The 26,374-nt window shown below is 73.1% G+C and carries 23 protein-coding genes; 20 read left to right on the top strand and 3 right to left on the bottom strand.

All coding sequences use genetic code 11. The annotated features are described in order from the left end of the window. Positions 1–13: 13 nt before the first annotated feature. On the top strand, positions 14–1,039 hold the full coding sequence (locus tag CRP52_RS10305) for an ATP-dependent 6-phosphofructokinase (protein WP_097236122.1): 1,026 nt from the start codon (positions 14–16) through the stop codon (positions 1,037–1,039). A 23-nt stretch (positions 1,040–1,062) separates the two neighbouring features. After that, positions 1,063–1,890, top strand: coding sequence for a bifunctional hydroxymethylpyrimidine kinase/phosphomethylpyrimidine kinase (gene thiD / locus CRP52_RS10300; protein ID WP_097236121.1), 828 nt, complete (start codon positions 1,063–1,065; stop codon positions 1,888–1,890). 183 nt (positions 1,891–2,073) lie between these two features. Here thiD and rpmB read toward each other — a convergent pair whose 3' ends face one another. Beyond that, positions 2,074–2,259: a 50S ribosomal protein L28 gene (gene rpmB, locus CRP52_RS10295; protein ID WP_014138233.1), complete on the bottom strand. Its 186-nt coding sequence runs from the start codon at positions 2,257–2,259 to the stop codon at positions 2,074–2,076. A gap of 299 nt (positions 2,260–2,558) precedes the next feature. Here rpmB and CRP52_RS10290 point away from each other — a divergent pair, with 299 nt between their 5' ends. From CRP52_RS10290 to mutM, 10 genes are all read left to right on the top strand, one after another. Beyond that, complete coding sequence (locus CRP52_RS10290) at positions 2,559–4,190, top strand: DAK2 domain-containing protein (protein WP_179852745.1); 1,632 nt, start codon at positions 2,559–2,561, stop codon at positions 4,188–4,190. Positions 4,191–4,231: 41 nt separating this feature from the next. Continuing rightward, the gene (recG, locus tag CRP52_RS10285; RefSeq protein WP_097236119.1) at positions 4,232–6,463 is read left to right on the top strand and encodes an ATP-dependent DNA helicase RecG; all 2,232 of its coding nucleotides are present in this window, start codon (positions 4,232–4,234) and stop codon (positions 6,461–6,463) included. A gap of 105 nt (positions 6,464–6,568) precedes the next feature. Then, positions 6,569–7,102: a hypothetical protein gene (locus tag CRP52_RS10280; protein WP_097236118.1), complete on the top strand. Its 534-nt coding sequence runs from the start codon at positions 6,569–6,571 to the stop codon at positions 7,100–7,102. A 112-nt stretch (positions 7,103–7,214) separates the two neighbouring features. Beyond that, the gene (rsmD, locus tag CRP52_RS10275; RefSeq protein ID WP_097236117.1) at positions 7,215–7,799 is read left to right on the top strand and encodes a 16S rRNA (guanine(966)-N(2))-methyltransferase RsmD; all 585 of its coding nucleotides are present in this window, start codon (positions 7,215–7,217) and stop codon (positions 7,797–7,799) included. Positions 7,800–7,848: 49 nt separating this feature from the next. Then, positions 7,849–8,340 (top strand): pantetheine-phosphate adenylyltransferase, encoded by a 492-nt coding sequence (coaD, locus tag CRP52_RS10270; protein WP_097236116.1) that lies wholly within the window; start codon positions 7,849–7,851, stop codon positions 8,338–8,340. A gap of 187 nt (positions 8,341–8,527) precedes the next feature. Further along, on the top strand, positions 8,528–9,700 hold the full coding sequence (locus CRP52_RS10265; RefSeq protein WP_097236115.1) for an ATP synthase F0 subunit B: 1,173 nt from the start codon (positions 8,528–8,530) through the stop codon (positions 9,698–9,700). Between the two features lie 145 nt (positions 9,701–9,845). Then, a complete protein-coding gene (locus tag CRP52_RS10260; RefSeq protein WP_097236114.1) occupies positions 9,846–10,532 on the top strand; it encodes a YceD family protein in 687 nt (228 codons plus the stop codon). Positions 10,533–10,534: 2 nt separating this feature from the next. Then, positions 10,535–10,708, top strand: a complete 174-nt coding sequence (gene rpmF, locus CRP52_RS10255) for a 50S ribosomal protein L32 (protein WP_097236113.1) — start codon at positions 10,535–10,537, stop codon at positions 10,706–10,708. 20 nt (positions 10,709–10,728) lie between these two features. Next, positions 10,729–11,517 carry a ribonuclease III gene (gene rnc / locus CRP52_RS10250; RefSeq protein WP_097236112.1) on the top strand — a complete coding sequence of 263 codons (789 nt, stop codon included), beginning with the start codon at positions 10,729–10,731 and terminating at the stop codon, positions 11,515–11,517. A 126-nt stretch (positions 11,518–11,643) separates the two neighbouring features. After that, positions 11,644–12,522 carry a bifunctional DNA-formamidopyrimidine glycosylase/DNA-(apurinic or apyrimidinic site) lyase gene (gene mutM / locus CRP52_RS10245; RefSeq protein ID WP_097236111.1) on the top strand — a complete coding sequence of 293 codons (879 nt, stop codon included), beginning with the start codon at positions 11,644–11,646 and terminating at the stop codon, positions 12,520–12,522. Positions 12,523–12,530: 8 nt separating this feature from the next. Here mutM and CRP52_RS10240 read toward each other — a convergent pair whose 3' ends face one another. Beyond that, entirely contained in the window at positions 12,531–13,451 is a 921-nt protein-coding gene (locus tag CRP52_RS10240; protein WP_097236110.1) for a hypothetical protein, read from the bottom strand. Between the two features lie 346 nt (positions 13,452–13,797). Between CRP52_RS10240 and CRP52_RS10235 the strand changes: the two genes are divergently transcribed. From CRP52_RS10235 to ftsY, 5 genes are all read left to right on the top strand, one after another. Beyond that, the gene (locus tag CRP52_RS10235; protein WP_097236109.1) at positions 13,798–15,156 is read left to right on the top strand and encodes a hypothetical protein; all 1,359 of its coding nucleotides are present in this window, start codon (positions 13,798–13,800) and stop codon (positions 15,154–15,156) included. Between the two features lie 107 nt (positions 15,157–15,263). After that, a complete protein-coding gene (locus CRP52_RS10230; RefSeq protein ID WP_097236108.1) occupies positions 15,264–15,563 on the top strand; it encodes an acylphosphatase in 300 nt (99 codons plus the stop codon). A 424-nt stretch (positions 15,564–15,987) separates the two neighbouring features. Further along, positions 15,988–16,191 (top strand): hypothetical protein, encoded by a 204-nt coding sequence (locus CRP52_RS10225; protein WP_097236107.1) that lies wholly within the window; start codon positions 15,988–15,990, stop codon positions 16,189–16,191. A 160-nt stretch (positions 16,192–16,351) separates the two neighbouring features. Next, complete coding sequence (gene smc, locus CRP52_RS10220; RefSeq protein ID WP_097236106.1) at positions 16,352–19,963, top strand: chromosome segregation protein SMC; 3,612 nt, start codon at positions 16,352–16,354, stop codon at positions 19,961–19,963. 47 nt (positions 19,964–20,010) lie between these two features. Further along, a complete protein-coding gene (ftsY, locus tag CRP52_RS10215) occupies positions 20,011–21,237 on the top strand; it encodes a signal recognition particle-docking protein FtsY (protein ID WP_097236105.1) in 1,227 nt (408 codons plus the stop codon). Positions 21,238–21,311: 74 nt separating this feature from the next. Here ftsY and CRP52_RS10210 read toward each other — a convergent pair whose 3' ends face one another. Next, complete coding sequence (locus tag CRP52_RS10210) at positions 21,312–22,004, bottom strand: bifunctional DNA primase/polymerase (protein ID WP_097236104.1); 693 nt, start codon at positions 22,002–22,004, stop codon at positions 21,312–21,314. 614 nt (positions 22,005–22,618) lie between these two features. On the opposite strand from CRP52_RS10210, the gene nsdA reads away from it, so the two are divergent. From nsdA to CRP52_RS10195, 3 genes are all read left to right on the top strand, one after another. Then, on the top strand, positions 22,619–24,073 hold the full coding sequence (nsdA, locus tag CRP52_RS10205; RefSeq protein ID WP_097236103.1) for a transcriptional repressor NsdA: 1,455 nt from the start codon (positions 22,619–22,621) through the stop codon (positions 24,071–24,073). Positions 24,074–24,406: 333 nt separating this feature from the next. Next, complete coding sequence (locus CRP52_RS10200; RefSeq protein ID WP_097236102.1) at positions 24,407–25,813, top strand: ammonium transporter; 1,407 nt, start codon at positions 24,407–24,409, stop codon at positions 25,811–25,813. Next, the gene (locus CRP52_RS10195; RefSeq protein WP_097236101.1) at positions 25,813–26,151 is read left to right on the top strand and encodes a P-II family nitrogen regulator; all 339 of its coding nucleotides are present in this window, start codon (positions 25,813–25,815) and stop codon (positions 26,149–26,151) included. The genes CRP52_RS10200 and CRP52_RS10195 overlap by 1 nt, the downstream gene beginning before the upstream one ends. The last annotated feature ends 223 nt before the right edge of the window (positions 26,152–26,374 follow it).

Raw genomic sequence — 26,374 nt, 5'->3', positions numbered from 1 at the left:
GAGCACACCTGACATGCGCATCGGTGTACTGACCAGCGGCGGCGACTGCCCCGGCCTCAACGCGGTGATCCGCTCGGTGGTGCACCGGGGGACGGACGTCCACGGCGACGAGATCGTCGGCATCCTGGACGGTTTCCTCGGCCTGATCGAGGGCCGCACCCGGACGGTCTCGCACGACGACGTCACCGGTCTGCTCACCCTCGGCGGCACCGTCCTCGGCTCGGCCCGGGTGCGGCGCGACCGGATCGCCTGGGCGGTGGAGAACGCCAAGGTGCTGGCCCGGGACATCGGCATCGACGCGCTGATCGCGATCGGCGGCGAGGGGACGCTGACCGCCGCCAAGCTGTTCAGCGAGGCCGGGCTGCCGGTGGTCGGGGTGCCGAAGACCATCGACAACGACATCGAGGCCACCGACGTCACCTTCGGCTTCGACACCGCGGTGCACGTCGCGACCGAGGCGATCGACCGGCTGAAGACCACCGCCGAGTCCCACCAGCGCGTCATGGTCGTCGAGTTGATGGGCCGGCACACCGGCTGGATCACCCTCACCGCGGGCATGGCCGGCGGTGCGCACGGCATCCTGATCCCGGAGAAGCCCTTCGACATCGAGGCGGTGGCCCGGATAATCGAGGACCGCTTCGCCCGGGGCAAGAAGTTCGCCATCATCGCCGTCGCCGAGGGCGCGGCCCCGGTGCCCGGCACCATGCGCTTCGACCACGGCGAGGTCGACCAGTACGGCCACCGGACCTTCGGCGGGATCGGCAACCGGCTCGCCCACGAGCTGGAGGACCTGCTCGGCAAGGAGGCCCGTCCGGTCATCCTCGGCCACGTCCAGCGCGGCGGCACCCCGACCGCCCGGGACCGGGTGCTCGCCACCCGCTTCGGCTGGCACGCGGTGGAGGCCGTGCACCAGGGCGCGTTCGGGCACTTCACCGCGCTGCGCCGGACCGGGATCGAGCTGCTGCCGATCGGCGAGGCGGTGACCCGGCTGAAGACGGTGCCGGAGGACCGCTGGGTGGAGTCCGAAGCCGTGCTGTGAGGCCGCGCGGGTAGGTTGGGGGCATGGTTTCGACTGCACCTCCCCAGGTGGCACGCCCGCACGTGGCGCCCCCGCGCGTGCTCACCGTCGCCGGCTCGGACTCCGGCGGCGGCGCCGGCATCCAGGCCGACCTCAAGGCGATGCTCGCCCTCGGTGTCCACGGCATGAGCGTGATCACCGCCGTCACCGCGCAGAACTCCCTCGGCGTCCAGGGCTACTGGGAACTGCCCGCCGAGGCCGTCCGGGCGCAGTTCCGCAGCGTGGTGGACGACATCGGCGTGCAGGCCGTGAAGACCGGCATGCTCGCCTCGATCGAGCTGGTCGAGACCGTCGCGGAGCTGCTGGCCGGGGTGGACGCCCCGGTGGTGGTCGACCCGGTCGGCGTCTCCAAGCACGGGGACGCGCTGCTGGCCGCGGAGGCCGTCGCCACCGTCCGCGAGAAGCTGCTGCCGGTCGCCACCCTGGCCACCCCCAACCTGCACGAGGTGACGCAGCTCACCGGCCGGACCGTCGAGGCCGAGGGGCAGATGCTGGACGCCGCGAAGGCGCTGCTCGACCTCGGGCCGCGCTGGGTGCTGGTCAAGGGCGGCCACCTGGAGGGCGAGGCCGCCGACCTGCTGTACGGCGGGCCGGGGGAGGAGCACTGGTACCGGGCGCCGCGCTACGACAACCGGCACACCCACGGCACCGGCTGCACCCTGGCCAGCTCGATCGCGGCCGGCCTGGCCAAGGGCGAGTCGCTGCCGGAGGCGGTGGGCTCGGCCAAGGAGTACATCACCGGTGCGATCGCCGGGGGCTTCGCCCTGGGTGCGGGCATCGGGCCGGTCGACCACGCCTGGCGCTGGCGCTGAGGGAGCCGGGGGAGCCCGGGGGAGCCGGGAAACGGCTCCGGAAACAGTGGTGGGCGGGCTCCCGGGAGAGCCCGCCCACCACTGGTGAGTCCGGAAAACGGCGTGACCGGTCCGAAGAACAGCGAAGCCGGTCCATCCGAGGATGAACCGGCTCACTGGAGGACCGGCATGCCGGTCTGCGCGTCAGCGCGAGACCTTACCGGCCTTGATGCACGAGGTGCAGACGTTGAGCCGCTTCGGCGTCCGCCCAATCACAGCGCGCACCGTCTGGATGTTGGGGTTCCAACGACGGGGGGTACGGCGGTGAGAGTGGGAGATGCTGTTGCCGAAGCCCGGCCCCTTGCCGCAGACGTCGCAGTTGGCAGCCACAGGAGTCACTCCAAGACTTCAGATCAGTTACTTTCGAAAACCCCGCCCACCCACCGGAGCACTCGCGTGAACCAGACCGGACAAGGGGGTGAGCCTGGACGGTTCCAGGCAACCGGAAGAGCATACAACGCTTGCTTCCGTCCCACGAAACTACCATGACCGGCCGAGTGATCGCTGCGGTCGCCGGTCCGGACGGCCCTCCCCGGCCCCCGATAACCTGCCGGTACCACCCCTCGCCGCAGCTCTGCACGTGCTGCTGCCCCACAGGCCATCGCGGCGTCCCATCCGGAGGAGACCTGGTGCTGCACACGCTCGACGCCCCGGCCGTGCGCACCTGGTGCCAGCTCGCCCTGCGCGCGCTCGGCCAGGCGCGCGAGGAGATCGACGCGCTCAACGTCTACCCGGTCCCGGACGGCGACACCGGCACCAACCTCTACCTGACCGTCGAGTCCGCCGCCGCCGAGGTGGAGAGCCGCTTCGCCGACCCCGCCGCCGACCCGGCCCCCGGACTGGCCGACGCCGTCCGGGCGATGGCCCGCGGTGCGCTGGTCGGCGCCCGCGGCAACTCCGGGGTGATCCTCGCCCAGTGGCTGCGCGGAACCGCCGAGACGCTGGCCGAGGGCGGCGGCGCCGAACAGCTGCGGGCCGCCCTGCAACGGGCCGCCGACTCCGCCTACCAGGCCGTCGCGGAGCCCGTCGAGGGCACGCTGCTGACCGTCGCCAGGGTTGCCGCCCGGGAGGCGGTGCAGGCCGGGGACGGGCTCGCCCAGGTCGCCGACACCGCGTACCGGGCCGCCCGGGACGCGCTGCGGCACACCCCCGAGCAGCTCGCCGTCCTGGCCGAGAACGGGGTCGTGGACGCCGGCGGGCGCGGCCTGGTCACCGTCCTCGGGGCGCTCGCCGACGCCGTCGCCGGGCAGCAGCCGATGGGGCCGGTCGCGCTGCGCGGGGACGTCCGGGCCATGGAGAGCTGCGAGGTGCACCTGCGGCCGCCGGGCCCCGGCCACCCCGCCTTCGAGGTCATCTACCTGCTGGACGCCCCCGACGAGGCGCTGCCCGCGCTGCGCGAGCGGCTCGGCGGGCTCGGCGACTCGCTGGTGATCGGCGGCGGCGACGGCCTGTGGAACGTGCACGTCCACGTGGACGACGCGGGCGCCGCCGTGGAGGCGGGCGTCGAGGCCGGGCGCCCGCACCAGATCCGGATCACCCACTTCGCCGAGGCCGCCGCCCGCTCCGGCACCGCCGCCGAAGGCGGCGAGCGCGAGGAGCGGGCCCGCGCGGTGCTCTCCGTCGTCTCCGGCGGGGGCCTGGCCGAACTCTGCGAGCAGGCCGGCGCCGTCGTCCTGCACGCCGACCCGGACCGGCCGCCGTCCAGCACCGAACTCGCCGCCGCCGTGCGCCGCTCGGCCGCCCGCGAGGTCGTCCTGCTGCTCAACGACCCCGAGCTGCGCGCCGCCGCCGGGGCCGCCGCCGACCAGCTGCGCGAGGAGGGGGTCCGGATCGCCGTCCTGCCCACCCGCTCGCCGGTGCAGGGGCTGGCGGCGCTCGCGGTGCACGAGGGCGGCCGCCGCTTCGACGAGGACGTCGTCGCCATGACCTCCGCCGCCGGGGCCACCCGGTACGCCGAACTCGCCGTCGCCGAGGGGGAGTCCTGGACGATGGCAGGGGTCTGCCAGGCCGGTGACGTGCTCGGCCTGATCGACGGCGACGTCGCGGTGATCGGCACCGGGCTGGCCGAGGTCGGCGAGAGCGTGCTCGACCGGATGCTCGGCGCGGGCGGCGAACTCGTCACCCTGGTCCTCGGCGAGGGCACCGAGGAGGCGCTGGCCGAACGGCTGGTCGCGCACGTGCGGCACCGGCGGCCCGAGGTGGACGCGGTGGTCTTCCACGGCGGGCAGGAACCGGCACCGCTGCTGATCGGCGTGGAGTAGGGCGCGGTTTTTGTCGGTGGTGTGGTGTAAACAGGGCGCTGATGGGCGCTCTCGATGAACCACTGACCAAGCTCGTCGGCGACCGCACCGCGAAGGTGCTCGCCGACAGCCTCAAGCTGCGCACGGTCGGGGACCTGCTGCACCACTACCCGCGGCGCTACGTCGAACGCGGCCAGCTCACCAGCCTGGACGAGCTGGAGGTCGACGAGCACGTCACCGTGCTGGCCCGGATCGAGAAGGTCACCCTGATCCCGTTCCGCGGCCGCAAGGGCGACCGCCTGGAGGTCGTCGTCACCGACGGCCGCAGCCGGCTCTCGCTGGTCTTCTTCAACCAGGGCTGGCGGCAGAAGGAGCTCAAGGCCGGCGCCCAGGGCCTGTTCGCGGGCAAGGTCGGCGTCTTCAACCGCAGCCGCCAACTGGTCTCGCCCGACTACCAGCTGCTCGACGAGGACGCCACTGCATCGACCGGAGCTGGCGACGCCGCGAAGCAGTTCGCCGGCCGGCTCATCCCGGTGTACGGCGCCAGCGCGCAGATGCCCAGCTGGAAGCTGTCGATCTGCATCGAGACCGCGCTCACCAAGCACCTCGGCGACGTCGGTGAGCCGCTGCCCGCAGAGCTGCGCGAGCGGCACGAGCTGATCCCGCTGCCCGAGGCGCTGGAGCTGATCCACCGCCCGCGCAGCCAGGCCGACCGCGAGCGCGCCCAGAGCCGGCTGCGCTGGGACGAGGCCTTCGTGCTCCAGGTCGCCCTGGCCCGGCGCCGGGCCGCCGACTCCGCGCTGCCCGCCAAGCCGCGCGAGGCCCGTGCGGGCGGACTGCTGGACGCCTTCGACGCCCGGCTGCCGTTCACCCTCACCGAGGGCCAGCAGAAGGTGTCCGCGGAGATCGCCGCCGACCTCGCCACCGACCACCCGATGCACCGCCTCCTCCAGGGCGAGGTCGGCTCAGGCAAGACCTTGGTCGCGCTGCGGGCCATGCTGGCCGTGGTCGACGCGGGCGGCCAGGCCGTGCTGCTGGCGCCCACCGAGGTGCTGGCCCAGCAGCACCACCGCTCGATCGTCGAGATGATGGGGGACCTCGCCGAGGGCGGCATGCTCGGCGGCTCCGACCTCGGCACCCGGGTGGTGCTGCTGACCGGCTCGATGGGCGTCCCGGCCCGCCGCCAGGCGCTGCTGGACATGGCCTGCGGGGACGCCGGGATCGCCATCGGCACCCACGCGCTGATCGAGGACAAGGTGCAGTTCCAGGACCTCGGCCTGGTCGTGGTGGACGAGCAGCACCGGTTCGGCGTCGAGCAGCGGGACGCGCTGCGGGCCAAGGGGGACCAGCCGCCGCACCTGCTGGTGATGACCGCCACCCCGATCCCGCGCACCGTCGCGATGACCGTCTTCGGGGACCTGGAGACCTCCGTCCTGGACCAGCTGCCGGCCGGCCGCTCGCCGATCTCCACCCACGTCGTCCCGGCGCTGGAGAAGCCCAACTTCCTGGCCCGGGCCTGGGAGCGGGTCCGCGAGGAGGTCGCCAAGGGCCACCAGGCGTACGTGGTCTGCCCCCGGATCGGGGACGAGGAGCCCGCGGCCGAGCCGAAGAAGCGGCGCAGGGCCGCCGAGGAGGACTTCGAGGAGGTCGCCGACATCGGCGCCGCGAGCGACGAACGACGGCCCCCGCTCTCGGTGGTGGAGACCGCCGAGCAGCTGCTGAAGGGCCCGCTCGCCGGGCTGCGGGTGGAGATCCTGCACGGGCGGCTCGCCCCGGAGGCCAAGGACGAGGTGATGCGGCGGTTCACGGCCGGCGAGGTGGACGTGCTGGTCGCCACCACGGTCATCGAGGTCGGCGTCAACGTCCCCAACTCGACCGTGATGGTCATCATGGACGCCGACCGCTTCGGCGTCTCCCAGCTCCACCAGCTGCGCGGCCGGGTCGGCCGCGGCAGTGCGGCCGGCCTGTGCCTGCTGGTCAGCGACATGCCCGGGGGCAGCGCCGCGCGGGCCCGGCTGGACGCGGTGGCGGGCACCCTGGACGGTTTCGAGCTGTCCCGGATCGACCTCGAACAGCGCCGCGAGGGCGATGTGCTGGGCCAGGCGCAGTCCGGGGTGAAGTCCTCGCTCAAGGTGCTCTCGGTGCTGGAGGACGAGGAGGTCATCCTCACCGCCCGGACCGAGGCCACCCGGCTGGTCGCCGAGGACCCGGAGCTGGCTGCCCACCCGGAGCTGCGCACCGCGCTGGAGAGCCTGCTCGACGAGGACCGCGCGGCCTACATGGAGAAGGGCTGAGCGGGTCGCAGGGGAGGCCCGATTGTCAGACCCCCGGGAGAGAATGAAGGTGTTCAGGACGCACCCTCAAGGTGCGTACCTGGCGCGACACTTGGGGGTCCTGCCATGGCATTCCGTCATCTCAACGAGCTCCCGCTGGGCGACAAGGTCTTCCGGATCGAACTCGCCAGCGACGACGACCGCGAGGTCACCCTCACCCTGACCGGCTGGCGCGAGGGGGCGGCCGCCGCGCCGCTCGCCTCGGGCAAGCTCCGCCTGCCGGTCGAGGACGTCGCCTCGCTGCGGATCGCGCTCAACCGCGCGCTGCGGGCGCTGGCGATCGTCGCCGACGTCTCCGAGCCCATCCCCGACCGCGACGTGCTGCGCGAGCTGTACCCCGGCCACGGCGCCCCCTGGGTGCCGCAGCACGAGGAGGAGCTGGTCCGGCGCTTCCACGACAGCGAGACCATCGCCCGGATCGCCGCCCGCTTCGGCCGCACGCCCGACTCCGTCCGGACCAAGCTGCGCGAGCTCGGGCACGACCCGCGCCGCCCCGAGTTCTGCCCGCCCGACGGCTGCCTGTCCTGGTCCCGCTACGCGTCGCCGGCCCTGCTCGGCGCGGCCGTCCCGGCCCAGCAGACGGGCTCCGAGGCGAGCTGACCGCCCGACTCCGCAGGCCCCGCCGGTCCGATCGGCGGGGCCTGCGAAGGTCACTCGCGGGCTCGGCGCGGGATAGCGTGGTCGGGCAGCGACGAAAGGACCTTCCACCACCATGACCCGCGTGATCGCCGGGTCGGCCGGCGGCCGCCGGCTGGCCGTACCGCCCGGCCGGGGCACCCGTCCGACCTCCGACAAGGCCCGGGAGGCGATGTTCTCCACCCTGGAGGCGTTCCGCGGCACCCTGCACGGGGCGCGGATGCTGGACCTGTTCGGCGGATCGGGCGCGGTCGGCCTGGAGGCGCTGTCGCGCGGCGCCGAGCACGTCCTGCTGGTCGAGGCGGACAGCCAGGCGGCCCGGGTGATCCGGGAGAACGTCCGCACGATCGGCCTGCCGGGCGCCGAGGTTCGGGCCGCCAAGGCGGAGAAGGTGATCGCCGGGCCACCCCCGCAGTCCCCTTACGACCTGGTGTTCCTCGATCCGCCGTACGCCGTGACGGACGAGGAACTGCGCGAGATGCTGATCACACTGTCGGCTGGGGGCTGGCTCGCGGAGGACGCACTCGTCACCGTGGAGCGCAGCACCCGTGGCGGCGAGTTCGGCTGGCCCGAGGGCTTCGAGGTGCTGCGCTCCCGCCGCTACGGCGAGGGCACGCTCTGGTACGGTCGCGCCGCCGCCGAGGCCAGCGATCACGAGTAGCGGGCCGCGGCCCGCAGCAGCCGTCACCCCACGAGGGAGCACACACGCCATGCGCCGAGCCGTCTGCCCCGGTTCGTTCGACCCGATCCACAAGGGCCACCTGGAGATCATCGAGCGGGCCTCGAAGCTCTACGACGTGGTGCATGTCGCGGTCCTGATCAACCGGAACAAGCAGGGCATGTTCACCGTCGAGGAGCGGATCGGCCTGATCGAGGAGGTCACCGCCCCGTTCGGAAACGTGGTGGTCGAGTCGCACCACGGCCTGCTGGTGGACTACTGCCGGGAGCGCGGCATCCCCGCGATCATCAAGGGCCTGCGGGCGGTCAGCGACTTCGACTACGAGCTGCAGATGGCCCAGATGAACCACGGCCTGTCCGGCGTGGAGACGCTGTTCCTGCCGACCTCGCCGACGTACAGCTTCCTCTCCTCGACGCTGGTCAAGGAGGTCGCCTCGTACGGCGGCGACGTCTCGCACCTGCTGCCGGAGACGGTGCACCGCCGGCTGGTCGAGCGGATCGCGGAGCGCAGGGCCGAGCAGTAGTCGGCTGCCTGCCCCTTTCTGCCGGTTCGTCACGGATTGTCCGAAGGGCGGGAGGCGGGTTCGACTCAGGCGTTGTGACCCTGCCCCGCGGTGGCCGTACAGTCTGTATTCCTGCCCTGCGGTGAGGTCCACCGCGCCGGGCCTGCCTCCGCCGGACCGTCGGCGGCACACGGAAAGACGAAGCCCCGTGGACGTGCAGAACAAGGTCGACGAGATCGTGGCGGCGGTCGAGAACGCCCGCTCGATGCCGATGTCGGCCTCCTGCGTGGTGAACCGGGCCGAGCTGATCGGCCTGCTCAACGACCTCAAGGCGGCGCTGCCCGCCGAACTGGCCCAGGCGCAGTCGGTGATGGCCGACCACGAGCAGGTGGTGGCCGGTGCGCAGGAGGAGGCCGAGCGGATCATCCAGGGGGCGCACGCCGAACGCGGCTCGCTGATCTCGGACACCGAGGTCGTCCGCCAGGCGCAGTCCCAGGCCGACCGGATCCTCGCCGAGGCGCGCGCCGAGGTCGAGACCAAGCGGGCCGAGGCCGACGACTACGTGGACAGCAAGCTCGCCAACTTCGAGGTGGTGCTGACCAAGACGCTCGGCGCGGTCGGCCGCGGCCGCTCCAAGCTGCGCGGCGACGCCGGCGTCTTCGAGAGCGAGCCCGCGGGCGAGGGCGACGGCGAGGAGTTCCGCCCGCAGCGGATCAGCCCGAGCCCCGAGGTGGACGAGTACGTCGATGTGAAGCTCGCCACGCTGGAGAACGTGCTGAGCGCCACCCTGGACGCCGTCGGCAAGGGCCGCGACAAGCTGCTCGGCAAGCGCCCCATCGACGAGCTGGGCGCCTACCTGGCCGCCGCCGACGAGGCGCAGCAGGCCAAGGAGCGGGCCGAGGCGGTGGCGGCGGGCTTCGCCGACGACGCCGACGGCGCGGACATCGCCTGGTACCGCGAGGACGTCCCGCAGCAGCAGAGCTGGCCGGAGCAGACCCCGGCCGCGGCCGGCTGGCAGGGCCCCGGGGCCGACCAGTACGCCGCCGCCCAGCAGCCGGGCGGGCAGTACGCCGAGGTGTACGGCGGGGGCTTCGACCCGGCCGGCCAGGGCGACCCGTACAACACCCAGTGGGGCCAGCAGCAGGGCGGTTACCCGCAGCAGGGCTACCCGGACCAGCAGCAGGCCGGCTACGGCTACGAGCAGCACCAGCACCAGCAGCAGCAGGGCTACGGTGCGCAGGGGTACGACGGCTACGCCTACCCGCAGCCGCCCGCCGCCCCGCCGGCCGTGCCGCACCAGCAGCAGGGCCTGGACGAGACCAGCTTCTTCGACACCAGCATGATCGACATGACCAGGCTGCGGGAGCTCGGCGGCCGCTGAGCGGGCCGCCGAGGGGCCTCCCGACAGGACCGAAGTTGGGCCTGACGGGAGACTCCGGTAGTCTGACCACTCCGGCATCCCCATGCCCGCCTCTCGGCTTGCCCTCGCAACGTCGACTTGTATGGGGACACATCGAAGATTCCCCATGGAAGTCAGGACCACCGTGAACCGCCTCGACCACCGCGACCCCCTCGTGTTCGACACGCACGAGCTGGGCCGTCGTCCGGGTTCGATGCGCAAGGTGACCCGGACCCTGGAGGCCCCCGAGGGCTTCGGGATCGTCGACGTCATCGGCGTCCCGGAGAAGAGCCCGATCGAGCTGGAACTCCGCCTGGAGTCCGTGGTCGAGGGCGTGCTGGTCACCGGCACCGCCGACGCCCACGTCGAGGGCGAGTGCGTCCGGTGCCTGGAGCCCGTCGAGTTCGACATCGACGTGGACTTCCAGGAGCTGTACTACTACCCGGAGTCCGACGAGCGCCACCGCGCCCGGACCTCCGGGGCCGAGGACCTCGACGAGGACTCGGAGGAAGAGACTTACCGCCTGGAGGGCGACTTCTTCGACCTCCAGCCGGTGCTGCGTGACGCGGTGGTGCTCGCACTGCCGCTGCAGCCGGTGTGCCAGGAAGACTGCCTGGGCCTGTGCTCCGAATGCGGAGCGCGCCTGAGCGACGACCCGGCGCACCACCACGACGCCGTCGACCCCCGGTGGGCGGCACTGCAGGGACTCTCCGCCACCCCCGGCGACGAGGCCCGCGGCGAAGCCGCTAACGGGCGGCGGGGAACCAAGACCAGCGACACCCGTGAGGGTCTCGCCGAGAACCAGGAGAAGTAGCCGTGGCTGTTCCGAAGCGGAAGATGTCGCGCAGCAACACGCGCCACCGTCGGTCCAACTGGAAGGCCGTTGCCCCGGCCCTCGTGGCGTGCGACCGCTGCCACGAGCCGAAGCTCTCGCACATCGCGTGCCCGAGCTGCGGCACGTACAACCGTCGCCAGGTCCTCTCGGTCTGATCGGCGGGGTGCACGGATCGATGTCGGACGGTAACTCCACCCGCAAGGCGTCCACCGCCCCGAAGGGTTCTTCGGGCGGCGGCAAGGCCGGCGGGCCGGCTTCGACCGAATACGACGTCCTGGAAGGGCGCCTCGGGTACACGCTCGAGCGCGCCCTTCTGGTGCGTGCCCTGACCCACCGCTCGTACGCGTACGAGAACGGGGGGCTGCCCACCAACGAGCGCCTGGAGTTCCTCGGCGACTCGGTGCTGGGCCTGGTGGTGACCGACACCCTCTACCGCGTCCACCCGGACGTCCCGGAGGGCACGCTCGCCAAGCTGCGCGCCGCGGTGGTCAACTCCCGTGCGCTCGCGGACGTCGGCCGGGGCCTGGACCTCGGCGCGTTCATCCGGCTCGGCAAGGGCGAGGAGGGAACCGGCGGCCGCGACAAGTCGTCGATCCTCGCCGACACCGTCGAGGCCGTGATCGGGGCCGTCTACCTGGACCAGGGCCTGGACGCGGCAACCGAGTTCGTCCACCGGCTGTTCGACCCGCTGATCGAGGAGTCCTCTCAACTGGGTGCCGGCCTGGACTGGAAGACCAGCCTCCAGGAGCTCACCGCCTCGGTGGGCATCGGCGTTCCCGAGTACGTGGTCATGGAGTCCGGTCCGGACCACGAGAAGACCTTCACCGCGGCGGCCCGGGTGGCCGGCGAGGACTTCGGCAGCGGCGTGGGCCGCTCGAAGAAGGAAGCCGAGCAGAAGGCCGCCGAGAGCGCCTGGCGCGCGATCAAGGAGAAGTACGCCGACCGGCTGCCCGCCGGGGCGTAGCGCGAGCGCGGCGAGCGACCACGAGAAGGTGCCCGTCGCGCGGAGCCCCACCGGGCACAGCGAGGCGGGTGGACCGCGAAGTAGCCTGTCCCTGCTGATCGGTACCGAAGCAGGAGGTTCCTTCCCGTGCCCGAACTTCCCGAAGTCGAGGTCGTCCGCCGCGGTCTGGCCAACTGGGTCGCCGGGCGTACCGTCGCCGACGTCCAGGTGCTGCACCCGCGCGCGGTGCGCCGCCAGCCGGCCGGCGCGGCCGACTTCACCGCCCGGCTGACCGGCGCCACCCTCGGCAGCGCGCAGCGGCGCGGCAAGTACCTGTGGGTGCCGCTGGCCGGTGCGGGCGCCGGGTTCTCGCTGATCGGCCACCTCGGGATGAGCGGCCAACTCCTCGTCCAGGACCCGTCGGTGCCGGACGAGACGCACCTGCGGGTACGGCTGCGCTTCGCCGACGGCGGGCGCGAACTGCGCTTCGTCGACCAGCGGACCTTCGGCGGCCTGGCCGTCGAGGAGGCCGAGGAGGACGACCCGGAGGGCACGCCCGTCTCCATCGCGCACATCGCCCGTGACCCGCTCGACCCGCGCTTCGACGACGCGGCGTTCGCGGCCGCGCTGCGCGCCAAGCGCACCACCGTGAAGCGCGCGCTGCTCGACCAGACCCTGATCAGCGGCGTCGGCAACATCTACGCCGACGAGGCGCTGTGGCGCTCCAGGCTGCACTACGACCGGCCGACCGCGACGCTGACCCGCCCGCAGGCCGCGCTGCTGCTGGCCAACGCCCGGGACGTCATGACCGCGGCGCTCGCCGTCGGCGGCACCAGCTTCGACAGCCTCTACGTCAACGTGAACGGCGAGAGCGGCTACTTCTCCCGTGACCTCGACGCCTACGGCCGCGAGCACGAGCCCTGCCGCCGCTGCGGCAGCGCGATCCGGCGGGCGGCCTGGATGAACCGCTCCAGCTACTTCTGCCCCCGCTGCCAGCGCGTGCCGCGGGCCCGCAACGGGGGCTGAGCCGGCCGCTACTTGTGGGCGAGTTCGGGGTGCTCGGCCGAGGTGTCGCCGGGTGTGCCGTGGGTGTCCTGGCCGAAGTAGGCGACCCCGACCGCGGAGACCACCGCGAGCAGGAAGCCGAGCACCCCGAGCCAGCCCAGGCCGGGCTTGGAGGAGTCGCCGAGCCAGAGCACGCCGACCGCGCCGGGCAGCACCGTCTCGCCGACCACCAGGGCGGCCGTCGCGCCGTTCACCGAGCCGATCTGCAGCGCCACGGTGTGGATGTACATCCCGCCGAGGCCGCCGACCAGGATCGCGTACAGCGCCGGATCGGAGAGCAGCGGGCCGAGCGCGAACGGCTCGACGCCGTTGAGGATGCGCACGCCGACGCCCAGCGCGCCGAAGCCGAGGCCGGAGAGCAGACCGGCGACGATCGCGCCGCCGGCGCCCATCCGCCGCACCAGCAGGCTGCCGCCGACCAGCAGCACGGTGCTGACGATCAGCAGCCACCAGTGGAAGGACATGTCCGCGTGGTGGCCGCCCTCCGGGCCGGCCGAGACGGCCAGCATCACCAGGGCCGAGCAGAGCACGCCGATCGAGGCCCACTCCAGCTGCTTGAGCCGGATGCCCAGCAGCTTGATGCTGAGCAGCGCGGTGATCACCAGGTTGGCGCTGATGATGGTCTGGGAGAGGAACAGCGGCAGCAGCCGGGCGGCCAGTGCGCCGAGCCCGAAGCCGATCAGGTCGAGCACCGTGCCCAGGATGAACTCCCAGGTGACGGCGGCCTTCGCGGTCGAGGAGAGGCTGGGCCCGCCGTGCTCGGTGGTCGAGGTGGTGGCGCCCTTGGCGGCCTCCTCCCGGGCGGAACGGCGGGATCCGACGGCCTGCAGGACCGATCCGGTGCCGTAGCAGGCGGATGCCGCCACGGCCGTGACGAGGCCGATGATCACCGGGGAGCTCCGATCGGGAGTTGGGTCAAGAAAGGGTAAGGGGACCGGCGGTCCAGGACTGCGGTGCCCGTTCGCGCGGTACGGTCGGGACGTCCCCCGCAGCGCCCGAGAGCGCCCGAGAGCGCCCGGGAGCGCCCGGGGGTGCTCCGGGAATCGGGCCGGGCCCGCCGGGACGTACGTCCGGGCAGACCCCGCGGTTCCCCTGCCCGACCCGATTCGGGGGCGGCTGGGGGAAACATCATCCCCGAGAAGGGGAGCGGCCCCGGCGGACGGCGGGGAGTCTTGCCACCACCAGTATGCGAAGGGTATGGCGTGCTCCGACGCCGCTCGCGGTAGCGTCGGGGGCATGAGAACCCTTGCACGACGTTCCCGGGGCGCCGGGCCACTTGCCCTGGTGGCGGCGCTGCTCGGGCTGCTGCTCCTGCTGGCACCGGCGGCCTCGGCCGCCGGCGGTCTGAGCGACGCCGCCGCCACCCTGAAGAAGGGCAAGGTCTACGTCGACCCGGCGATGACCGACCGCTTCAGCCAGGCCCAGGCCGACGCCCTGACCAAGAAGATCGACAAGGCCGACAAGCCGATCTTCATCGCGGTCGTCCCGGACTCGCCGGCCTACAACAAGGACACCGTCTTCAAGGACCTGCGGACCCTGGTCGGCGTCGACGGGGTCTACGCGGTCTGGCGCGGCAACGCGTTCCGGGCCGACGCGGACCGGGGCGCGATGGCGGCCGGTGCCGCCACCCGGATCTCCGGCGCCGTCCTCCGGGCCCACAACGGCGACATCGACGCCACCCTGAACGACTTCGTCGACCAGGCCGCCCCGCAGGCCAAGGGCCAGGGCGTCAACCACAGCACCTCGATCGCCTGGGTGGTCATCCCGGTCGTCCTGGTGGTCCTGGCCGGCGCCGGCGTCTTCTTCCTCTTCCGCCGCGCCAAGAAGCGCAAGGAGGAGCAGGCCCGGGCCGAGCTGGAGCAGCTGCGCCGCGTCGTGGACGAGGACATCACCGCCTTCGGCGAGGAGCTGGACCGGCTCGACTTCGACCCGCGCGCCGCGGACGCCGACGACGCCCAGCGCGCCGACTACACCCACGGCCTGGACTCGTACGAGAAGTCCAAGCGCCTCATGGAGGAGGCCAAGCGGCCCGAGGACGTCAAGCAGGTCACCGAGGCGATCGAGGACGGCCGGTTCGCGCTGGCCACCCTGGCTGCCCGGCGGGACAAGCGCCCGCTGCCCGAGCGGCGTCCCCCGTGCTTCATGGACCCGCGCCACGGCCCGTCCGTCAAGGACGTCGACTGGGCCCCGGCCGGCGGCTCGGCCCGCTCCGTCCCGGTCTGCCAGGCCGACGCGGACCGGGTGGCGGCCGGCCTCGACCCGGCCGTCCGTACCGTCGACACCGACCACGGCCCGCAGCCGTACTGGAACGCCGGCCCGGCGTACGCCCCGTACGCGGGCGGCTACTACGGCGGCTTCGGCGGCGGTCTGCTGCCGGGCCTGCTGGTCGGCACCATGCTCGGCTCGATGATGAGCACCCCGGCCTACGCCGCGGCGCCCATGACGGACGGCGGCCACCACGGCTACCAGGACCAGTACGAGGGCGGCGACTACACCGGCGCCGACTTCAACGCCGGCGACTTCGGCGGCTTCGGCAGCGGCGACTCCGGCGGCGACTTCGGTGGCGGCGGGGACTTCGGCGGCGGGGACTGGTAACCGACCGACCCGCAGACCCGGGCACGACTCCACGCGGCCCCGCCGGTCCTTCCGGCGGGGCCGCTCCCGTGCGGGCGTGCGGGCGGGCGGGCGGCTAGGGTCGGGGCATGCACGGTCGCGACGCCCACAGTGAGGAACCGGTCCGGGTCACCGCCTGGGTCCGGGGGAAGGTCCAGCAGGTCGGGTTCCGCTGGTGGACCAGGGCACGGGCGCTGGAGACCGGCCTGACCGGCTACGCGAGCAACCTCGGCGACGGGCGGGTGCAGGTGGTGGCCGAGGGGCTCGCGGCCGACTGCGAGCAGCTGCTGGCCCTGCTGCGCGGCCCGGACACCCCCGGGAACGTCACCGGCGTGACCGAGATCTGGACGGCCGTCGGCCCTGGTTACGAGGGTTTCGAGATCCGCTGAGCCGCCGCCCCCGGGCACACCGACCGCCCCCTCGCTGGACCCGTCGCGAAAAGATCCGGAACGGTCGGTGTCACGAGGTTGCCATCCGGGCAGACTCGTGGTTGACTCCGCATCGAACGATGATCCACGAGCATGTGGTGGACCCGCCCAAAGAGCCCCCGGCGTGACGACACCGCCAGGCAGGTGACAGGGCCGCGGTAGCGTGCGGTGATCGTGTTGACCCTTTCCGTCTTTGGTGAGACGCTGGAAGCCCGCGCACACGACCGCGTTCGCCCGGCAGGCGCATGCCCTCGTGAGCCCAGCTCACGGTGGATGTGCCGTAGTGCCCAGCCAGCACTTCCGGTGACGCGCCGCGCGTGCGTCCCCCTTCCCCCTAGACACGAACCATTCCGGTTCTGTCACTCAGCGTGGAGGACCATTCATCATGGCAAAGGCGCTTCTCGGGTACGTCGGCGGCCCCGACCCGCGAATGCTCTCCGAGATGCGACGGCTCCAGCAGCGCGTCCACGAGCTTGAAGCCGAGCTCCTTCGGATGCAGGCTGAGAACGACGCGCTCACCGCTGTCGCTGACGAGCACTCGCTGCTCAACAGCATCGATCTGGATCAGCGGGAGCCGGCTCTCACCTGAGTCCCGCCCGGTCCTCGCAGATCGACGCCGCTGTGCACTGAGCCGCCCCGAAAGGGACGCAGCTTGCAAGGGACGCCCTGATGTGGCGTCCCTTCGTCGTGTCCGAGTCCGGCTACAGTCGCACGCTGGGGCCCCTGGCGAGCGATGAGGAGACCGGCGCGTGCACCTGAAGAGTCTGACGCTGCGCGGGTTCAAGTCCTTCGCCTCCAGCACCACCCTGCGCTTCGAGCCCGGCATCACCTGCGTCGTCGGCCCGAACGGCTCCGGCAAGTCGAACGTGGTGGACGCGCTGTCCTGGGTGATGGGCGAGCAGGGGGCCAAGACGCTGCGCGGCGGCAAGATGGAGGACGTCATCTTCGCCGGGACCAGCGGGCGCGCCCCGCTCGGCCGCGCGGAGGTCAGCCTCACCATCGACAACGCCGACGGCGCCCTGCCGATCGACTACGCCGAGGTGACCATCACCCGGACCATGTTCCGCAACGGCGGCAGCGAGTACGCGCTCAACGGCGAGACCTGCCGCCTGCTGGACATCCAGGAACTGCTCTCCGACTCCGGCATCGGCCGCGAGATGCACGTCATCGTCGGGCAGGGGCAGCTGGACTCCGTGCTGCACGCCGATCCGATGGGCCGGCGCGCCTTCATCGAGGAGGCGGCCGGCGTCCTCAAGCACCGCAAGCGCAAGGAGAAGGCGCTGCGGAAGCTGGACGCCATGCAGGCCAACCTCAACCGGGTCCAGGACCTGGTGGCCGAGCTGCGCCGCCAACTCGGCCCGCTCGGCCGACAGGCCCGGATCGCCCGCCGGGCCGCCGGCATCCAGGCCGCACTGCGCGACGCCCGGCTGCGGATCCTCGCCGACGACCTCGACACGCTCCGCCGGGCCGTCGAGGCCGAGGTCGCGGACGAGCTGGCGCTGCGGCTGCGCCGGACCACCGTCGAACAGGAGCTGGCCCGCGCGGTGCAGCGCGAACGGCTCCTGGAGGCACAGGTCGGGCAGCTCGGGCCGAGCCTGGAGACCGCCCGGCAGACCTGGTACCGGCTCTCCGCGCTCGCCGAGCGCACCCGCGGCACGATCGGGCTGGCCGAGGCCCGGGCCCGGCACGCCGCCGCCGGCGGACAGACCGAGGAGCGGCGCGGTCGCGACCCGGAGGAGCTGGAACGGGAGGCCGAACGGGTCCGCGAGGAGGAGGCCGCCCTCGCCGAGGCGCTGGAGGAGACGCAGTACGCCCTCGCCGAGGCCGTCGAGCGCAAGGGCGAGCTGGAACGGGAGCTGGCCGCCGAGGAGCGCCGGCTGCGCGACGCCGCCCGGGCCATCGCCGACCGCCGGGAGGGCCTGGCCCGCCTCCAGGGGCAGGCCGCCGCCGCCCGGTCCCGGGCCGCCTCGGCGCAGGCCGAGATCGGCCGGCTCGCCGAGGCCAGGGACGAGGCCCTGCTGCGCGCCGAGGCCGCACAGGGCGAGCTGGACGAACTCCGGCAGCAGGTGGACGGCCGGGCCGGGGACGACGAACAGTTCGAGGCCGGCCACCAGGAGGCCCGCGAGCGGCTGGCCGCCGTCGAACGCGACCTCGCCGCCGCCCGCGACACGGCCGGCGCCGCCGAGCGCGAACGGGCCGCACTCACCGCACGGCACGAGGCGCTCTCCCTCGGACTGCGCCGCAAGGACGGCACCGGCGCGCTGCTGGACGCGGGCGGGCGGCTGGGCGGGCTGCTCGGCCCGGCAGCCGCGCTGCTGCGGATCGAGACCGGGTACGAGGTGCCGGTGGCGGCGGCGCTCGGCGCGGCGGCCGACGCCGTCGCGGTGGACTCGCCGTCCGCCGCCGCCGAGGCGCTGCGGCTGCTGCGGGCGGACGAAGCCGGCCGGGCCGCGCTGCTGATCGCCAGTGGCGTGGCCGAAGTGCCGTGCCCGGACGGTGAGTTGCCGCACGGTGCCCGCTGGGCCGCCGAACTGGTCGACGGCCCGGCCGAGTTGCTGGCCGCCGCCCGGCAACTGCTGTCCGGGGTGGCCGTGGTGGCGGACCTGGACGCGGCGCTGCGGCTGGTCGACGGACACCCCGGGTGGTGCGCCGTCACCGCCGACGGGGACCGGCTGGGTGCCGGCTTCGCCCACGGCGGCTCCGGCGGCGCACCCAGCCTGCTGGAGACCCAGGCCGCGGTGGACGAGACGGCCCGGGCGATCGGTGAACTCACCCTCCGCTGCGCCGAGTCGGCCGAGCGGCTGGCCGAACTCACCGAACTGCGCCGGGAGTCGGCCGCCGAAGTGGAGCGGCTCGCCGAACGGCGGCGGCAGGCGGAGCAGGAGCGGGCCCAGGTCGCGGGCGCACTCGGCCGACTCGGCGGCCAGGCCCGGGCCGCCGCCGGGGAGGCCGAACGGCTGTCGGCCGCGGCCGACCGGGCCGAACAGGGCCTGGCCGAGCTGCTGGCCACCGCCGAGGAGCTGGCGGAACGCCTGGCCGCGGCCGAGGAGTCGGCGGAGGCAGGAGCGGACGAGCCGGACAGCGGAGAGCAGCAGCGGCTGGCCGGGGCGGCGAGCGCCGCCCGGCAGGCCGAGCTGGAGGCCCGGCTCGCGGTGCGCACCCACGAGGAGCGGGTCCGCGCGCTGGCCGGCCGGGCGGACCAGCTGGACCGGGCCGCCCGGGCCGAGCGCGAGGCACGCGCTCGTGCCGCCGAGCGCCGCCGGCGCGCCGAGCACGACGCCGAGGTGGCGAACGCCGTCGCGGCGGGCGCCCGCGGGCTGCTGGCCTGCCTGGAGGTGTCGCTGGCCCGCGCGGACGCCGGGCGGGCGGCCGTCGAACGGGCGCGCGCCGAGCGCGAGGAGGAGCTGCGCGAGCACCGCGAGCACGGCCGCGGGCTCAAGGAGGAGCTGGACAAGCTGGTCGACGCCGGCCACCGGGACGAGGTGCTGCGGGCCGAGAAGCGGCTGCGGATCGAACAGCTGGAGGCCCGGGCGCTGGAGGAGTTCGGCATCGACGGCGGCGAACTGCTCGCCTCGTACGGCCCGGACCGGCCCGTCCCGCCGGACGCCCCGGAGGAGGGCGGGGAGCCGGGGGAGCCGTACCCGTACGTGCGGGCCGAGCAGGAGAAGCGACTGAAGGCCGCCGAGAAGGCCTACCAGCAGCTCGGCAAGGTCAACCCGCTGGCGCTGGAGGAGTTCACCGCGCTGGAGGAGCGGCACACCTTCCTCGGTGAGCAGCTGGACGACCTCAAGCGCAGCCGGCGGGACCTGCTGGACATCGTCCGGGACGTGGACCAGCGGGTGGAGCAGCTGTTCACCGCGGCGTACCACGACACCGCCGCCCAGTTCGAGGGCGTCTTCGCCCGGCTCTTCCCGGGCGGCGAGGGGCGGCTGGTGCTGACCGACCCGGAGAACATGCTCGCCACCGGGGTCGAGGTGGAGGCGCGCCCGCCGGGCAAGAAGGTCAAGCGGCTGTCGCTGCTGTCCGGCGGCGAGCGCTCGCTGACCGCGGTGGCGCTGCTGGTGGCGATCTTCAAGGCCAGGCCCAGCCCGTTCTACGTGATGGACGAGGTGGAGGCGGCGCTGGACGAGACCAACCTGCGCCGGCTGATCGGGATCATGGAGGAGCTGCGGGAGAGCTCCCAGCTGATCGTGATCACGCACCAGAAGCTCACGATGGAGTCCGCCGACGCGCTCTACGGCGTGACGATGAAGGGCGACGGCATCTCGCAGGTGATCAGCCAGCGGCTGCGCGTGGAGGCACCTCCCGGCCGCCAGGCTGCGGGAGAGCACCGGGAACGACGCCCGGCGGTATCCGTGTAGTCGCGGTGCGGTCCATCCGGGCGCCGGTCACGGATACTGGACGGGTTATGGAATACGTGATCCTTGCCGTAGTCATCGCCGTGGTCGCCGTCGGCGCGATCGCCGGCCTCGTCGTTTCCGGCAGACGACGCCAGCAGCTGCCCCCGAAGTCGCAGGCGCCGGTCATCACGGCGCCGAAGCCCACCCCGCAGGAACCCCAGGTCGGCGAGGAGGCCGCCCCGCCCCGCGAGGAGCCGCGCCGCACCGTCGAGGAGGTGGAACTCCCGGCGGAGCCCGAGGCCGTCGAGGTCGTCGAGGCCCCCGAGGTCGAGCCGGCCGAGGCCGAGGCGGCCCCGGCGATCGAGGTGCCCGAGCCCACCGCCGGCCGGCTGGTCCGGCTGCGCTCGCGGCTCTCCCGCTCGCAGAACTCGCTCGGCAAGGGCCTGCTCTCGCTGCTCTCCAGGGAGCACCTGGACGAGGACACCTGGGAGGAGATCGAGGACACCCTGCTCACCGCCGACGTCGGCGTCGCCCCCACCCAGGAGCTGGTCGAGCGGCTGCGCACCCGGGTGAAGGTGCTCGGCACCCGTACGCCCGCGGAGCTGCGCGCGCTGCTGCGCGAGGAGCTGGTCGAGCTGGTCGGCAAGGACGCCGACCGCACCGTGCGCTCCACCAAGCACGAGGAGGGCCCGGCCGTGGTCCTGGTCGTCGGCGTCAACGGCGTCGGCAAGACCACCACCACCGGCAAGCTGGCCCGGGTCCTGGTCGCCGACGGCCGTACGGTGGTGCTCGGCGCCGCCGACACCTTCCGGGCCGCCGCCGCGGACCAGCTGCAGACCTGGGGCGAGCGGGTCGGTGCGCGCACCGTGCGCGGCCCGGAGGGCGGTGACCCGGCTTCGGTCGCCTTCGACGCGGTCAAGGAGGGCATCGCCGAGGGCGTGGACACCGTCCTGGTCGACACCGCCGGCCGGCTGCACACCAAGACCGGCCTGATGGACGAGCTGGGCAAGGTCAAGCGGGTCGTCGAGAAGCACGGCCCGGTGGACGAGGTGCTGCTGGTGCTGGACGCCACCACCGGTCAGAACGGCCTGATCCAGGCCCGGGTGTTCGCCGAGGTGGTCGACATCACCGGCATCGTGCTGACCAAGCTGGACGGCACCGCCAAGGGCGGCATCGTGGTCGCGGTCCAGCGCGAGTTGGGCGTGCCGGTCAAGCTGATCGGTCTGGGCGAGGGTGCGGACGACCTGGCGCCGTTCGAGCCGGGTGCGTTCGTGGACGCGCTGATCGGGGACTGACCGGGTTCCCCCGCCTGCTGCCGGAAGGGTCCGCTCCGCTCGGGGCGGGCCCTTTCACGTGCCCGGCTCTGCTCTTACGAGGCGATCCAGGCCGGTTCGGCGGTGCGCTCGCGGCCGCGGTGGCAGGCGTAGGCGAGGGTGCCGAGCAGCAGCCGGGCCTCGGGCGGGCAGCCGGCGTTGTCGCGGGTGGGGCGGCGCAGCCAGCGGACCGGGCCGAGGCCGCCGAGGACGGTGGGAGGGGCGGCGACGTAGCTGCCCTCGCCGTGGCAGATGAGGTCGAGCGCGGCGTCGTCCCAGCCCATCCGGTAGAGCAGGTCGGGCAGTCGGCGGGCGGTGCCGGCGGCGACCAGGAACTGCAGCCGGCCGGTGGGGGCGGCGAGCACCGGACCGACCTGGGTGCCCATCCGCTCCAGCCGGACCAGCGCCTGCAGGCCGGCCTGCTCGGGGACGTCCAGGACGTCGAAGGCGCGGCCGGTGGGGAAGAGCACCGAGCTCTCGGCGCGGGCGGCGCGGCCGCGGCCCTCGGTGCCCGGCACGGGGTGCAGGCCGGGCGCGGCGCAGCGGGCGGAGCCGCAGGGACAGCGGGTCGGGGCGGTGGCGCCGGTGACCGGAGTGTCGGTGGCCGGGTCGCCGGTGGCGACCGCCCAGCCCCAGCGGCCGGTGTACTCCGCGGCGGCCTGGGACGCGGTGACCTTGGTGCGGCGGCGCGCGCCCAGCGGTGTCAGCCGCAGGTGCCCCAGTCGAAGTTCGCCGAACAGGTTGTCCATGCCTCCCCCAACAGGTTCTCGTTGCCGATGGTTACGGGACGGTGACTGTGTGTCGATTGTCGGTTGCGTGGTGCGTTGTGCGGTGGCGGCGCGCAGCGCGTGGCGTGCGCCTGTTCCCGTGGTGTGCCTCGGGCGCCGCCTTGTGGGGGCGGCGCGGATGCCGGATCGTCGTGTACGCGAGGCTGTTGCCGCCCGGAGTGGGTGGTGAACTCGCTTGTGGCTGCGGTGGGTTGTGGGGCCTGCCGGGTCTTCCGGGGTGAGCCGGTGGACTGGGCGGCCCGCATATGCCGGACCGTCGGGACTACCTAGTGAAGCGTGTGCCCCGAGGCTTCGGTTCACTCCTGGGGGTGGCGAAAGGTGGCGTTTCGCCAGGGCCGCTCCCACGGGCCCCTCGCGGGGCATTACGTTCAGCACGCGGATGTCGTCGAGGATCCCGCTCCGGGCTTTCGGGGAGCGGGAGTTGGGGCCTGACGGATCGTCCGCGACGATGGCACACCAGTACGACGACGCGGCACGGCGGCACCTCAGGCACGGCACGTCTGGCAAGAGCCCGCAACCGTCGGGCGGTCACGATCGGGGGCCCCGTGAGGGGCCGGGCGGGATGGGACGTTCCCATGGCAGAGAAGCAACCCAATGAGAAGCTGACCACGTGGTTCGCCCGCAGCGGCTGGTCCAAGGGCGAGTTGGCGCGTCAGGTCAACCGCCGGGCCCGCCAGATCGGCGCCCACCACGTGTCCACCGACACCTCACGGGTGCGCCGCTGGCTGGACGGCGAGCAGCCGCGCGAACCCATCCCCAAGATCATGTCGGAGCTCTTCTCCGAGCGCTTCGGCTCGGTGGTGTCGATCGAGGACCTCGGCCTGCGCGCCGCGATCCCGGTCTCCACCGTGGGCGGCGGGGTGGACCTCCCGTGGAGCGGCCCGCAGACCGTCCAGCTGATCAGTGACTACTCCCGCAGCGACCTCATGCTCAACCGTCGGGGTTTCCTCGGCACCTCGCTGGCGCTGACCGCCGGCGCCGCGCTGATCGAGCCGATGCAGCGCTGGCTGGCCCCCGGCCCGACCGGCATCCCCACCCCGATCCTCACCGCGGCCAACGGCGGCGAGGCGTTCACCGGCCGGCTCTCCGAGCCCGAGCTGGAACTGCTGGAGCAGACCACGGTCATGTTCCGTCAGTGGGACGCGCAGAACGGCGGCGGGCTGCGCCGCAAGGCCGTCGTCGGCCAGCTGCACGAGGTCACCGACCTGCTCCAGGAGACGTACAGCGAGGACACCACCAAGCGGCTGTTCCGGCTCACCGCCGAACTCGCCCACCTGGCCGGGTGGATGTCCTACGACGTGGGGATGCACCCGAGCGCGCAGAAGTACTACGTGCTGGCCCTGCACGCGGCCAAGGAGGCCGGCGACCGCCCGTTCGGCGCGTTGATCCTCACCGACATGAGCCGCCAGATGATCCACCTCAACCGGGGCGAGGACGCCCTGGAGCTGATCCACCTGGCGCAGTACGGCAGTCGGGACACCGCCACCCCGCGCCAGCAGTCGCTGCTGTACGCGATGGAGGCGCGCGCCTACGCCACCATCGGCGAGGTCAACCGCTGCGCCCGGGCGATCCGGCTGGCCGAGGACACCTTCACCGACATCCGGGAGGGGGACGAGGAGCCGGACTGGCTGAGGTTCTTCTCCCCGGCCGAGCTGAACGCCGAGAACGCGCACTCCTTCCGCGACCTCGCGTACCACTCCGACAACGCCCAGCTGTACGCCTCGATGTCCGCGCCGGTGATGGAGCGTGCGGTCGACCTGTTCCGCCAGGACGGCGACCACGTGCGCAGCTACGCCTTCAACCTGATCGGCATGGCCAGCGTGCACCTGCTGCAGAAGGAGGCGGAGCAGGCGGCGGTGATGGCCGAGCAGGCGGTGGACATCGCCACCAAGGTGCGCTCGGAGCGGCTGAACTCCCGGGTGCGCAAGACCACGGAGGCCGCGGCGGCCCGGTTCAAGGGCGTGGACGCGGTGAGCCGGCTCAAGGAGCGGGTCGTCCAGGACATCCCGGAGTTCGTCTCGGTGGTCTGAGCCGCCCGGGGCCCCTCCCCGTGACTCCACCGGCCGTGGTGGCCGCCGCCGCCACGGCCGGTGGCCTGCGCGGGTCGGCGTGTTTTCCGTCCGGGACCGGGGCGGGGGGCGGGGCAGGGGCCGGGCGGGTGGCGGAACGGTAGCCCGTCCGGGCGTACCCGGGGGTGCGGTTCACGCAGCCGTAACCCGCGCGTCGCACGCGTCACGGTCGCGAAACAACCGGCCGCACTGGCCGAAACCCGCCTTCGGCACGCTCCTCTTCATCGCCGACACCCCGGGTGGCACGGGACAGGTACCCGGGAGCGGATCGGCTTGGACGCAGAGGAGACGCCGATGCCGGACGGCTTCAGCGCGGGCGACACCGCCTTCGTGCTCATCAGTGCGGCCCTGGTCATGCTCATGACCCCGGGCCTGGCCTTCTTCTACGGGGGCATGGTCAGGGCCAAGAGCACACTGAACATGCTGGCGATGAGCTTCCTCTCGCTCGGCATCGTCAGTGTGCTGTGGGTCCTCTACGGCTACTCGCTCAGCTTCGGGCCCGACGCGTTCGCCGGACTGATCGGCAACCTGGACTTCCTCGGGATGCGCGGCATCGGCCTGAACGAGCTGGCCGGGACCATCCCGGTCACCGCCTTCTCGATCTTCCAGCTGATGTTCGCGATCATCACCCCGGCGCTGATCAGCGGCGCCATCGCGGACAGAGCCAAGTTCGCCGCCTGGGGCCTGTTCATCGCGCTCTGGGTGACGATCGTCTACTTCCCGGTCGCGCACTGGGTGTTCTTCTTCGACGGCGGCAACGGCGGCTGGCTGGGCGACCGCAACGGCGTGATCGACTTCGCCGGTGGGACGGCCGTGCACATCAACGCCGGGGTCGCGGGCCTCGCGCTCTGCCTGGTGCTGGGCAAGCGGGTCGGCTTCAAGAAGGACCCGATGCGCCCGCACAGCCTCCCGCTGGTGATGCTCGGCTCCGGGCTGCTGTGGTTCGGCTGGTTCGGCTTCAACGCGGGCTCGGCGCTGGCCGCCAACGGGGTCGCCGCGATGGCCATGGTCAACACCCAGGTCGCCACCGGCGCGGCGCTGGTCGGCTGGCTGATCTACGAGAAGCTCAAGCACGGCGCCTTCACCACGCTGGGCGCCGCCTCCGGCGCGGTGGCCGGACTGGTCGCGATCACCCCGGCCTGCGGCTCGGTCAGCCCGCTCGGCGCGGTGGCGATCGGCCTGGTCGCGGGCGCGGTCTGCGCCGCGGCCGTCTCGCTCAAGTACCGCTGGGGCTTCGACGACTCGCTGGACGTGGTGGGCGTGCACGCGGTGGGCGGGGCGATCGGCTCGCTGCTGATCGGCCTGTTCGCCACCGGCGGGGTCGGCCAGACCGCCAAGGGCCTGTTCTACGGCGGCGGGCTGGGGCAGCTCGGCAAGCAGGCGATGGGCGTGGCCGTGGTCGCGGCGTACTCGTTCGTCCTGTCGTGGCTGCTGGCCAAGGCGGTCGACAAGCTGGTCGGCTTCCGGGTCGCCGAGGAGGTCGAGGTGGCCGGCATCGACCAGGCCGAACACGCCGAATCCGCCTACGATTTCAGCGCGGTCGGAGCGGGACTGGCCCGGGCCCTGCCCGGCCTGGCCGCCGCCGCGTCGGCGGGCCCCTCCGCAGGGACGGCCGTCGCGACGTCCGCGGAGAAGACCAGCGAGAAGCCCACCGAGAAGGCCGCCGGCAAGGCCGCCGAGAAGACCGAGGTCGACGCCTGATGAAGCTCATCACCGCCGTGATCAAGCCGTACCGCCTGGACGAGGTGAAGGCCGCGCTGCAGGCCTTCGGGGTCCACGGCCTGACCGTCACCGAGGCCAGCGGCTACGGCCGCCAGCGCGGCCACACCGAGGTGTACCGGGGCGCGGAGTACACCGTGGACCTGGTGCCGAAGGTCAGAATCGAGGTCCTGGTCGAGGACGAGGACGCCGACGACCTGATCGAGGTCCTGGTGAAGGCCGCCCGGACCGGCAAGATCGGCGACGGCAAGGTCTGGAGCATCCCGGTCGACACCGCCGTACGGGTCCGTACCGGCGAGCGGGGCCCCGACGCCCTGTAGGGCGTGAACGGCACTCCCCGGCCCCCACCTGCGGCGGGCCCGTGATCCCCCGGGGTGGGGGCGCGGGCCCGCCGACGGCGTACCGGCGGCCGGCGCTCGGCCGCCACGACCCACCTGTACGACGGCCCACCTGTACGACGGCGCAACCGCATGACGGCTCAGCTGTCACGGCTCACCCGCACCACGGCTCACCCGCACCACGGCTCACCCGCACCACGGCTCA

It is taken from the genome of Streptomyces sp. 1331.2 (genome assembly GCF_900199205.1).
Classification (GTDB): Bacteria; Actinomycetota; Actinomycetes; order Streptomycetales; family Streptomycetaceae; genus Kitasatospora.
This window is presented reverse-complemented; position numbering and strand designations above follow the sequence as displayed.